Here is an 11,740-nt window from a genome sequence, read left to right on the forward strand (position 1 = left end):
GCCGAATTAGCAGAATGATGCAATTTCGACCGAATCGAACTCTCACTCATTAATGGGTTAATTCACGCACTAATGGACGCGCTTTTTTACACCACTAGCGGCTCAGACGTTTGATGATTTCGCTGTGCTGTGGATAGTGGGCTAGTAACGTTTTTTGGCTAAATAGCTCGAAATCATCGAAGGTAAAACCGGGGGACACCATGCAGCCCACGAGCGAAAAACCGGGTTGATTCATGGCTGAACCAAAGATACAGCCCTTAGGGACTAAAAACTGTGGTCGCTCACCCGCCGCTAAATTAAGCCCTAATTGCGCCGTGGTTAACACGCCATCAGGGTCAATCATATAAATGGTGAGCGATTGCCCTGCATGGAAGTACCACATTTCATCGGCGGTTAGTCGGTGAAAGTGGGAAACCTCCCCCGTGCGCAGTAAAAAATAGATACTGCTCCATAATGCCCGAGTCTGATCAAACGGCGTTTCAGAACGATAGGATGAGCGGTAATAGCCGCCCTCAACATGCTGTTCTAGCGCTAAATGTTCAATAAAATCATCGGCAGTGTGCATGATAAATCCCTGGATAAAATTAAAACCGCAATTGAGCTTCTAAGTCTACTCGAAAATCATCTGCCCACTAAGCGCCATAATTGAGCTTTTTGAACATGAGCACACACGCCAAAGCAAAACGTCACTTAAGAGTCATTATGATAGGCAAAGTACGAGTAATGGCTTTGTGGTATCAATCGCGTGAGTGACTTGGCAAAATCATGACGACAAATAAATTGTACGCCGTGCCGTAATGATTTGTTGTTCAAACCCAAAGCGGCTAGATTATAAAGAGTTAGCAGTATCCATTAGCTAAAGTTCCAGAGAGCGGCTCATAATGAAGACTTGCAGACCTAAACTCGGGTTGAATGACTTTCCACAGGGATGTTAATTGATGATCAATATTGAACAGATGGCGTTAGTCCTAGATGCACTGCCAGACCCTGCCTTAATATTGTCAAAAAGTGGTCGGTACGTGGCAGTATTTGGTGGTAAAGATGGGCGTTATTACCACGATGGCAGTGGCTTAGTCGGCTTGTACCTTACCGATGTATTAAACCCCAATAAAACAAATTACTTCTTAGGCATTATTGAGCAAGCCTTGGCTAGCCGAACATTACTGATTGAGGAATATGAACTTAGCAATAAAGATGTCAAAGGCTTGCCCGATGCGGGCCCAGATAAACCCATTTGGTTTGAGGGGCGAATTCAGGCGTTAGATTTTCTCGTCAATGATGAACCTGTGGTGCTCTGGGTCGCCAGTAATATTTCAAAGCGGCATGAGCTTGAACTACAACTGCGTCAGCTCAGCGATACCGATCAGCTCACAGGGTTATATAATCGCCGCCGCTTAGAACGTGATTTAACCTTTCAATTCGACACTTTTCAGCGCCACCGTACGCCCACCTCAATCTTGATCCTCGATTTAGACCACTTAAAGTCCATCAATGATCAGCTAGGTCACTATGCTGGCGATCAAATTATCATCGCAGTTGCCGAAACCTGTCGCACTCAATTTAGAAAAACTGACAGTGCGTATCGTTTTGGTGGTGATGAATTTGTGATTGCCCTTCCCGGTGTCGAGCATTCGCAAGCGGTTGAATTTGCAGAATACCTCTGCGATTGCTTTTACACTGAACTGCAAAAATATGCGGTTAAAGACTTATTTGCCACAGTAAGTATCGGGGTTGCCAGTATAGAAGCATTGGATACTTCCTATGAAGACACGCTTAAGCGGGCCGATGCCGCCTTGTATCAAGCTAAACGTAACGGTAAAAATCGAGTTATCTCAAATACCGCCTGAGCTGGGTTGAACATTTCAAACCACACATAGCAATAACAAGCGCCCTTAATAAGTGATAGCCACAAGTGCTCATAAGCAGCACGCATCAAAAGGCAGCCAACAAAAAAGCGAACCCTAAGGTTCGCTTTTAAACACATTAAGCTAATGCTAAATAACAGAATTAATTCGCGTCTTTCGCAGCTTTACGGGCTTGATGCAGTTTTTTATAGCTTTCAATCAATCTTAAATGCGGCTCAATACCTTCGAGCTGCATGCTGGTCTTAGTTAAACCGCTAAAACGTATTTTTCCTGTAACACTGCCAACCACTTGCTCCATCACTTCCTCACCAAACATACGGGTGAAGTTATGGATAAAATCATCAAGTTCTAACTCTTCATCTAAAGTCACTTCTAGCACAGCATTCATGGCTTGATAAAACAGGCCGCGTTTAACGGTATTGTCGTTAAACTGCAGGAACTCGCCGACTAGCTCAATCGCGTCTTCATGTGCACCAAGTGCCAAATAAATCAGGATCTTAAGCTCGATAATCGTGAGCTGACCCCAAACGGTATTTTCATCAAATACAATGCCGATTAAGGTGCGAATATCCGTGTAGTTATCGAGTTGGCTTTCTTCTAAACGATTGACCAAATTAGCCAATTGCTTAGTGCTTAACGAATGCAGATTTAGAATATCTTCACGGTACGCCAGCGCCTTGTTGGTATTATCCCAAATCAAATCATCAACTGGATAAATCTCCGAATAATCAGGTACTAAAATACGGCACGCCGATGCGCCTAAATCGGTAAACTCAGCGATATACACCTCTTTACCTAACGCTTCTAAGATCCCAAACAGGCCGTCAGCTTCTTCTTCGCTGGTGCCAGAAAAATCCCATTCGCAGAATTCATAATCAAATTTACTGCTAAAGAAGCGCCATGAAATCACTCCTGTTGAATCAATAAAGTGCTCAACAAAGTTTTCTGGCTCGCTAACCGCCATGCTGTTAAAGGTCGGTTTTGGCACATCATTTAAGCCTTCAAAGCTACGGCCTTGCAGCAATTCAGTTAAGCTACGCTCTAACGCCACTTCAAAGCTTGGGTGCGCGCCAAAGGAGGCAAATACACCGCCAGTTTTCGGGTTCATCAGGGTGACGCACATCACTGGGAACTGGCCGCCGAGTGAGGCATCTTTGACCACAACCGGGAAGCCCTGCTCTTCTAAACCCTTAATGCCCGCGAGGATGCTTGGGTACTTTTCTAGTACAGACATGGGCACATCGGGCAGGACAATTTCTTGCTCAATGATTTGGCGTTTTACAGCGCGCTCAAAAATCTCTGATAAGCACTGCACATGGGCTTCTTGCAGGTTATTACCCGCACTCATGCCATTGCTTAAGAACAGGTTTTCAATCAGGTTCGACGGGAAGTAAACCGTTTCACCGTCAGATTTACGGGTGTAAGGAATCGCACAAATACCGCGCTTAACATTACCTGAGTTAGTATCAATCAAGTGCGAGCCGCACAGCTCGTCGTCTGGGTTATAAATCTCTAAGCAATAGTCATCGAGAATACCCGCTGGCAGCGCATCGTCTTCTTCTGACGCAAACCACTTTTCATTGGGATAATGCACAAATTCGCTATTAGCGATTTCAGTACCAAAGAATTGATCATTATAGAAAAAGTTGTTATTTAACCGCTCAATAAACTCGCCGAGTGCCGAGCACAGTGCGCTTTCTTTGGTCGCGCCTTTACCATTGGTAAAACACATGGGCGATGCGGCGTCACGAATATGCAGTGACCACACGTTCGGCACTATGTTACGCCATGATGAGATCTCAATCTTCATCCCAAGCTCGGCGAGCATGCCCGTCATATTGGCAATGGTCTGCTCCAGCGGCAGATCTTTACCCAGAATAAAGGTGCTCGATGCGCCATTAGGCTGGCCCATCAGCATAGCATTGGCGTCTGCGTCTAAGTTCTCAACGGTTTCAATTTTAAATTCTGGGCCCGTTTGTACCACTTTTTTAACCGTACAACGGTCAATCGAGCGAAAAATACCTTCGCGATCTTTATCGGAAATATCTTCTGGCAATTCAACCTGAATTTGGAAAATCTGGTTATAGCGATCTTCTGGATCGACAATATTGTTCTGCGACAGTCTAATGTTATCCGTTGGAATATCGCGGGCTTTGCAATACACCTTCACGAAATAGGCCGCACACAGGGCTGACGACGCTAAGAAATAATCAAACGGACTAGGAGCAGAACCATCACCTTTGTAGCGGATCGGCTGATCGGCGGTAACGGTAAAATCATCAAACTTGGCTTCAAGTCTAAGATTGTCGAGAAAATTAACTTTGATTTCCATTGAATATGATTTCCACTAAATATGCGAGTCTGTAGCAGCCCATCGACCAAGTCGCGTCATTGGTAATGAGTCATTAAGGGTGAATTATCGGTGTTTTTGGCCCATTAGTCTTGGGTTAATTATGTTAAAAACCACAATCAGGGCATTTGCGACTGAGCTTAGTGGGTTGAGTAGCGGGTTTGAGTTGGGGCTTAAACTAAATAACAGGAAGGCCAAGTAAGCCAATCGGTCGCAGAGTGACACTCTGTGCGAGAAAAATTATGGATGTTTTTCAGTCTCTCGCTTAACCAACAGAAAGGTTAAATACATCTTAGTGGGTAATGACAAGGCCATGCCAAAGGCGACACACATGGCGCTGATAATAATCCCTTGCACGCCCATCGCCTCAACGGTTTCATTAAAGTTATGCAGATAAATACCCAGCGCAATAAGACAAATACCCACACTAATGCAGATTTTCAGCGTTAAAATCAGCTTTTCATTCGTCACTGTTCCGCCCTTACCCTTTGCCGCTATGTCGCTTTGCTACTGGTCCGCTGCAAATCAGATATCCGCTCAAGGTTTGCAAAATTCTAGCCACCATTTGCATCAAGTTTAACTAATATAGTGGACGCATTTCCCCCAGAGAGCCTTGATTAAGATCAACGAAAGTAGCCCAATTTAAGGTGCACCCAACCCATGAGGCATAAGAAAAAAGCGTGCTTTTTGTCATTTACATTATATTTTTGTTAACTTAAGCACTTAAGAATATGGGAAATTAGCTATACTGCCCTGCAATAAAAAGGATGTTCATCATGGAGTCGTCAAGCATGTCTAATTTCAGTTTACGTAATAAATTACTGCTGTTATCACTATTCCCGTTAATCCTGACCCTGTGCATTCTCATGACAGTTTCTTACTATGTCGAACAAAGCGCCCTTGCAGATGAAGTCACGACCTTTAGAACTAAGCTTATCGGTGAACGTAAAACCCAAATAAAAGAAGCCACCGAAATTGCGGCCGGCATAGTGCAATATCAGTTGTCTTTAAAAGAAAATGGCAATGTGAACCAAGCGCTCCGTGATATCCGTTTTGGCAGTTCTGGTTACTTCTTTATTTACGACTCCCAAGGCAAAAACCTGTTCCATGCCGTCATGCCCAACCTCGAAGGGCAAAATAAAATTGATATGACAGATCCCCGCGGCACAAAAATCATTGTTGGTTTACTCGATGCTGCTAAAAGGGGCGACGGTAACTTCTCCTTCTATTTCCAAAAACCGAATACCAATGAGCAAATTGAAAAAATCGGTTACTCAATGATGATCCCTGGCACTGACTGGATGCTAGGCACGGGCGCTTATATCGATGATATCGACGCTGTCGTTGAGGATTATCGTGCAACTGTCACTGAGCAGATGATCGAAAAATCCTATGCCATTCTGTTAATTGCGCTGTTACTCGCCGCGATGACTGCCGCTGTTATTCTGATCACCGCCCAACGTATGGTCGCGCCTATTAAAAATATGGCAGACAATTTAAACGACATCGCCAAAGGCGAAGGCGATTTAACCAAACGTCTTATTGTGAAAGGTGAAGATGAAATTGCACAACTAGGCCAATCCTTTAACCTGTTTGTCGATAAACTCCAAACCATCATAGGCGATGTGGCAAACGCGACCGCTAAAGTTAAAACCGCAGCCAACGCGATTCACGATCAAACCAAAGTGATGTCGAACCAACTCATCAGCCATAACAATGAAACCGATCAAGTAGTTACTGCTATTACTGAAATGTCAGCTACCGCCAGCGAAGTGGCGCAAAATACCACCCAAGTGGCAGAAGCGACTCACGCTGCCACTGGCGATGTAGCCAATGCTCAGCGCTGCGTCGATGCGTCTTTAGAAGAAATTTCGGCACTCATGGCGCAAATCAATAATGCGGCGAGCAGCATTCAATCCTTGAGCGAACAATCTAAAAAAATCAACAATGTGCTGTCAGTGATTGGCGGTATTGCTGAGCAAACTAACCTATTAGCATTAAATGCCGCCATCGAAGCGGCCCGCGCCGGAGAACAGGGCAGAGGCTTTGCCGTGGTGGCCGATGAAGTACGTAACTTAGCGAGCCGAACGCAATCAAGCACGCTAGAAATCAATGAGATGCTGTCAGAACTGCACAAGCTTGTGGCGCTAGCGGTGAAAACGATGGAAGAAAGTCAGCAAAGCTGCGTACGCTCGGTAGACTCATCGCGCGCAATCTCAGAAAGCCTAGGCTCAGTGACATCGGCGGTCACGGCCATTAACGACATGAGCACCCAAATTGCGACAGCGGCGACCGAGCAAAGCTCTGTGACCGAAGAAATCAACCGTAATGTGTTCGCCATCCAAGAGATTGTGAATGAGTTACTCCATTCCAGCGAAGATGCTGCCAGAGTCAGCCAAACCGTATCACAAGAAGGCATTAACTTAGGTAAACTCGTCGGTCAGTTTAAAATTTAAAATATTTTCAATGGGTTGCAAGCTAAATAAGACATAGCAACCCATTGGTTTGCTGAAAATGTAAGATAAAGTCTCTGCCTTGCTGAGGCCGATGGCAGTGGAATTGAAGGATTGTGGATTGTGGATTGGAAGTTGAAGGCGCTACTTTTAATTTCAAAAAGTAAAACTTAAATCCGCTTACCTACGTATACAACCCAAATACTCAACTCAGTAGAAATGACCATGTTTTCAATCTTTAAGAAAAATCCCTTAAAAAAATTAACTCAGCAATACAATGCCAAGCTTGAACAAGCGATGCATGCACAGAGAAAAGGCGATATTCGGTCCTACTCAATGCTGACCGCTGAAGCCGAGCAAATAGAAAATCAAATAAAAGTGCTAGAAAAAGCAACTCAGCAATAGAGGCGCATAGCGAGAACGCGAAACAAGCAAACTACCAAGAGTCGGCTTGAAAACGTGCCAATCTGGCCTCTGTGATAGTGCATTGCGTCAGTTGCATCAACTCACCTAAAGTGATCGCGGGATTGTCTGCGATAAGCCGAATCAACTTAGCGTCTAAGGGCTCTAGCTTGTCCGCATGTTGCAGCAAGGCTGACTCCAACTTTTTAATAAGATAGCCAAACTGGCCATCATTAGCGATTAGCTGCTGCGCCAGCAATGGCTCACTTTGTAAATGCGCACTGCAGGATTGGATCTTAATCGCCGCGCCAACTATGCACCAATTCCTTGAACGCCGCACACGCTTAAGCTCGCAATCATACTGAGTTGCAATCGCCTGAGCCTGTTTAACCGCCTCCCGCCCAATTCGATGAATGAGCGAGGGCAGCGAGATACTAATGTCGTCGTTCATAACGCTTGGTTAACCGCTCTTTGATGCCTGCATGGATAAAGGGAAAAGCCTGCTCGACTTTACATTCAAATACAAAAATTCAATGCGCGGCAGTTTACTCTGCCTCACTTTATTCTAAAAGCTCCGCCCTCTGCCGGATAAGATTTGATGCTTTTACTCATTAACCCACATATTTTGAGTGAGTTTCGCACCAAGTTTGTAGCTTATGTTGTAAATCACGCAGCTTCTTTGGGTAATGGCTCTGCTTGGCATAAACCATATACAACTCATGTGGATAGCATTGCCATTGGGGAACGAGCAAAGTGAGTTTATGCTGAGCGATATCCTCCTCTACCAAATAATAAGGCAGGCTAGCGATACCTGTACCACTCAAAGTAAGCAAATGTGTAGTGGCATAGTTTGAACTACACAGTGCAGGCTCAAAAGTGAGCATGAGACTGTCCCCAGCGAGCGGTTCAAACACCCACTGAGTTTCACCCGAAGACAATAGACGATAATGGCGTAAATCATCAGGGTGACGCACCTCTGCGGCGGCGGGATGTGTGGGCGCAACCACTAAGACATGGCGAATTCTGCCAAGATATCTGGCGATAAGATTATCGCTGTGCGCAATGCTTGTTCTTAAGGCGAGATCAAACTTGCCGAACTCAACATCTTGAATATTCTGCTCAAAACACAGTTCGAGTTTCACTTGAGGATACGCAGCAATAAACTGGAGCAGCATAGGACTCAGCAATTTTTTGCCCAGTTCCGTTGGGGCGGTAAATTTTAAAGTGCCACAGGAGTCCTGCGTTAAGTCCTGCACTAAACGCCCAGCTTCATTGGCCAGCCTCTCGATTTCGCAGGCTTTACCAAATAACGCTTGCCCTGCTTCGGTCATTGATACTCGCCGAGTGGTTCGGTGGAGTAATTGACAACCCATTTCATCTTCAAGGGATTTAACATGGCGCGATACTAAGCCTTTAGAAGCCCCGAGTTGTTCAGACGCAGCGCTAAAACTGTGCATTTTGGCAACCAACATAAATGACTGCAGATGGGTGAGATTCATCAATTAAATCCATTAACGAAACAATGTGGTGATTATATGCGCTTTTTCTATTTAATTAACCAGACTATCCTCAATTCGTATTCAATTTAGGAGCATGTTATGAAAATAGTCGTAGTGGGTGCATCAGGCACAGTCGGACAAGCGATAGTCCGCTTATTTCATTCAACTCAGCATGAAGTTATTCAGGTAGGGCGAACAACGGGGGATGTCCTGATAGACATTCGGGATGAACATTCACTCCATCAAGGGCTAAAAAAAGTCGGTAAAGTCGATGTAATTATCGCAGCGATGGGAGACGTCGCCTTTAAACCCTTTGCCCAACTCGACCAAGCCGATTGGCAAAAAGGCATACAGAGCAAATTGTTAGGCCAAATCCAGTTAGTGCAAATTGGCAGTCAGTTTTTAAATGCGGGCGGCAGTTTTACACTAACCAGTGGCATTATCGCCGATGTCCCAGTAAAAGATGGCGTTAGCGCCGCCACCATAAACGGCGCACTTGAGCATTTTGTTACCGCCGTCGCGGGAGAATTACCTGCGCAGCAGCGAATAAACATTGTCAGCCCAACGGTATTAAGCGAGTCGTTAGCGAGCTATCAGGACTATTTCCCCGGTTTTAGTGCAATCAATGCCGACACATTAGCCAAGGTTTATTTGCGCTCAGTCATGGGCAGAGAAAACGGCCGAGTGCTGAAAGCCTTTTCCAGTTGCGGTGCAGTCTTGCCCTAACAGCATGTCCTAACTGCAATGCCCTAACAGCTGTGCCCTAACAGGACAACCGAACCTTGTAACGCAAGGCGCGTAATCAGTCACAGTTAAAGTCTTGAGCGTTGCGCTGGGATTGCCTACAATAGCGCACGCTTTTTCACTATAGACAATGACAGATCACGACCATGACCGACACAACATCATTACCTGCTTTACCGGATCGCCTTTCCGTTAACCCACGCAGCCCACACCATGTGGCAGAAATTTTCGAGCACGATATCGGTATTAAGCTCAACGGCAAAGAGCGTTTTGATGTCGAAGAATATTGCATCAGTGAAGGTTGGGTAAAAGTGCCAAGCAAATCCTTAGACCGCCGCGGCCAACCTCTTTTACTCACAGTAAAAGGCACAGTTGAAGCCTTTTATCGTTAAGCTTGCAAAGAGCTAGATCATAAAAACGGCCAATTAATATTGGCCGTTTTGGTTTGCCTATTCTACTTCTGCGGCTAAACCATAGGCCTGGTAAATCTGTTTTACACGGCCCGATGCAGCCATATCAAGCAGCGCCCGATTAAGTTCATCGAAAATAGCAGCATGGGTAGAGTTACGGGACATACCAAAATAATGTTCGATCCGATTTGACTGACGGTAATCGGCATAGCTAAAACGATCGTAACCGAGCTGCTTGAAGGCATTCTCAATGGCGGCACGATCGAGCACCACCATAGTGTCAAAACGCCCCATGATAAACATGCGAGCCATGTTTTCATCATCGGTAGACTCAATTTTACGTAGCGCGGGATCCGTATTAAAACGCTCAAAATAAACTGTGCCCCGTTTAACCCCTACAGTAAGCTGATACAAATCCTCATAGGACTTAATCCGTCCTTCCTCGCCAGCTTTGACGAGAAACAAAATATCGCGAGTCTGAGTGCCGATAGGACCAAGAAACCGTACAAATGCCTCTCGCTCTTCGTCTCGTATCGTGCGCGGAAAATAAATGGCCATCCATAATAAATCAACAAAATAACCCACTTGTGGCTTGCCTACGTCGGCAATGGCTAAAATTGCTTAAACGAGAGCCATCAAACGTGGCAAGGAGTGCATCTGAGATAATAAATTGAGCTAATTCGTTCAAAAATGGCGTATTTCGGACGAGACAAGCCATCCCGTAGTGCTGGAAAGGTGTTCGGAGATGATGATTTTAGGAGTGATATTAAGTCGCTATCAGTTGCAGTGAAAATGCTGACAGCTTGCCGCAAAGTGCCGTCGTCGTTTTTCTAAATGTTCACAGTAATCGGTCAGTTCTTGCAGCGTTCCCACTGGGCCATGAAATAACTTGCCAAACTCGGTAGTGAGCTTAAGCCAATTATCTTTGGGGATATTTAATTTTGTCAGTAACTTAGCGCTATTTATACTGATTGCCCCACGCTTATCACTTCGAATAATTCGACCTGTATCATCGACCAATTCAAGGTAATCCGATAATAAAAACGCAATGCCATTGGGCTGGTTCTCACGCTCATTACCGATAAAAGGTAGTAGATTTTTAGGTTGTTCACCTTTTAATGCGGCCCGAATGCGCAGCTGAATACTGGTATGGTCGGATTGTTCTGGCGTATCCGCTATTTGGGCTCTAATCGGATTCAAATCAACGTAGGCCATACAGGTTAACACAGCGGCTTCATCGAGTAAGGCTTGGGATTTAAAGCGTCCTTCCCAAAAACGACCAGTACAGTTATCTTCTTGATTTGCTTGTCTTGCTATAGGTTCATTAAGGCAGCGCATAAACCATGAAATATCGCATAATCGGCTGCGGTAAATGGCGATTGAATGCCTTAATCTGTTGACCTCGTGAGCTTCAACTAACTCACCTTTAGCGAATTTTTGTGTTAAGCCATCACCTTTAAACAGCTTATGCCATTGCTCAAGCACTTCACGGTCAGTCCAACGATTAGCACTGTCGATATCCACCCGCAGCACCACATGCAGATGATTGGACATCACAGCAAAGGCCGCCACATCAATGGCAAAAACGGCTTCAAGTTCAAACAGTAGTGACTCAACCCAACTACGGCGATGGTCATAGTTTTTCCCTAAATAGGCATCATCTCCACATAAAAATGCACGCCGAACAACACGACTACAGCAATGGTAATAGGGAGTATCTTCAACACTAATCTGAGTTCTTCTAGGGCGCGGCATCACATGCTCTCCACATCAACACTTTATTGAGTCTAGTAGATGACCCAAAAACACGCGATTTAAGATGGGTGGCACCATTTAGGTCGCGGCCCGATGCAGCCATATCAAGCAGCGCCCGATTAAGTTCATCGAAAATTGTTCTGGTCTAATCCCATCGGACACTTAATTTTGAGACAGTATGGTCAATAAATTAAGAGGTCTATATGAGTCTGAAGAAATCACATAAAAGTTATCCGCAGGCATTTAAAGATGAAGCCGTCTT

12 protein-coding genes are annotated in these 11,740 nt (G+C 45.1%); 5 read left to right on the forward strand and 7 right to left on the reverse strand.

The window, feature by feature from the left end; all coding sequences use genetic code 11:
• Positions 1-94: 94 nt before the first annotated feature.
• A complete protein-coding gene (locus K5Q99_RS08835; protein WP_106651611.1) occupies positions 95-565 on the reverse strand; it encodes a cupin domain-containing protein in 471 nt (156 codons plus the stop codon).
• A gap of 373 nt (positions 566-938) precedes the next feature.
• On the opposite strand from K5Q99_RS08835, the gene K5Q99_RS08840 reads away from it, so the two are divergent.
• Positions 939-1,847 (forward strand): GGDEF domain-containing protein, encoded by a 909-nt coding sequence (locus K5Q99_RS08840; protein WP_220776645.1) that lies wholly within the window; start codon positions 939-941, stop codon positions 1,845-1,847.
• Positions 1,848-2,007: 160 nt separating this feature from the next.
• On the opposite strand, the gene K5Q99_RS08845 is transcribed toward K5Q99_RS08840, so the two are convergent.
• The gene (locus tag K5Q99_RS08845; RefSeq protein WP_220776646.1) at positions 2,008-4,197 is read right to left on the reverse strand and encodes an OsmC domain/YcaO domain-containing protein; all 2,190 of its coding nucleotides are present in this window, start codon (positions 4,195-4,197) and stop codon (positions 2,008-2,010) included.
• Positions 4,198-4,455: 258 nt separating this feature from the next.
• Entirely contained in the window at positions 4,456-4,686 is a 231-nt protein-coding gene (locus K5Q99_RS08850; protein WP_028759369.1) for a hypothetical protein, read from the reverse strand.
• Between the two features lie 320 nt (positions 4,687-5,006).
• Between K5Q99_RS08850 and K5Q99_RS08855 the strand changes: the two genes are divergently transcribed.
• Both K5Q99_RS08855 and K5Q99_RS08860 read left to right on the forward strand, forming a co-directional pair.
• The gene (locus tag K5Q99_RS08855; RefSeq protein ID WP_220776647.1) at positions 5,007-6,671 is read left to right on the forward strand and encodes a methyl-accepting chemotaxis protein; all 1,665 of its coding nucleotides are present in this window, start codon (positions 5,007-5,009) and stop codon (positions 6,669-6,671) included.
• 222 nt (positions 6,672-6,893) lie between these two features.
• Positions 6,894-7,073, forward strand: coding sequence for a DUF6435 family protein (locus K5Q99_RS08860; protein ID WP_220591118.1), 180 nt, complete (start codon positions 6,894-6,896; stop codon positions 7,071-7,073).
• 31 nt (positions 7,074-7,104) lie between these two features.
• On the opposite strand, the gene K5Q99_RS08865 is transcribed toward K5Q99_RS08860, so the two are convergent.
• Positions 7,105-7,521, reverse strand: a complete 417-nt coding sequence (locus tag K5Q99_RS08865; RefSeq protein WP_220776648.1) for a ribosome recycling factor family protein — start codon at positions 7,519-7,521, stop codon at positions 7,105-7,107.
• A 160-nt stretch (positions 7,522-7,681) separates the two neighbouring features.
• Positions 7,682-8,569, reverse strand: coding sequence for a LysR family transcriptional regulator (locus K5Q99_RS08870; RefSeq protein WP_220776649.1), 888 nt, complete (start codon positions 8,567-8,569; stop codon positions 7,682-7,684).
• A gap of 99 nt (positions 8,570-8,668) precedes the next feature.
• On the opposite strand from K5Q99_RS08870, the gene K5Q99_RS08875 reads away from it, so the two are divergent.
• Positions 8,669-9,295, forward strand: coding sequence for a short chain dehydrogenase (locus tag K5Q99_RS08875; RefSeq protein WP_220776650.1), 627 nt, complete (start codon positions 8,669-8,671; stop codon positions 9,293-9,295).
• 164 nt (positions 9,296-9,459) lie between these two features.
• On the forward strand, positions 9,460-9,705 hold the full coding sequence (locus K5Q99_RS08880) for a DUF3297 family protein (RefSeq protein WP_006080205.1): 246 nt from the start codon (positions 9,460-9,462) through the stop codon (positions 9,703-9,705).
• A 57-nt stretch (positions 9,706-9,762) separates the two neighbouring features.
• Here K5Q99_RS08880 and K5Q99_RS08885 read toward each other — a convergent pair whose 3' ends face one another.
• Both K5Q99_RS08885 and K5Q99_RS08890 read right to left on the reverse strand, forming a co-directional pair.
• Positions 9,763-10,308 (reverse strand): substrate-binding periplasmic protein, encoded by a 546-nt coding sequence (locus K5Q99_RS08885; RefSeq protein ID WP_246604431.1) that lies wholly within the window; start codon positions 10,306-10,308, stop codon positions 9,763-9,765.
• A gap of 192 nt (positions 10,309-10,500) precedes the next feature.
• Positions 10,501-11,478, reverse strand: coding sequence for a transposase (locus K5Q99_RS08890; RefSeq protein ID WP_220776651.1), 978 nt, complete (start codon positions 11,476-11,478; stop codon positions 10,501-10,503).
• Positions 11,479-11,740 lie beyond the last annotated feature (262 nt).

It is taken from the genome of Shewanella hafniensis, from assembly GCF_019655335.1.
GTDB classification, from domain to species: Bacteria; Pseudomonadota; Gammaproteobacteria; order Enterobacterales; family Shewanellaceae; genus Shewanella; species Shewanella hafniensis.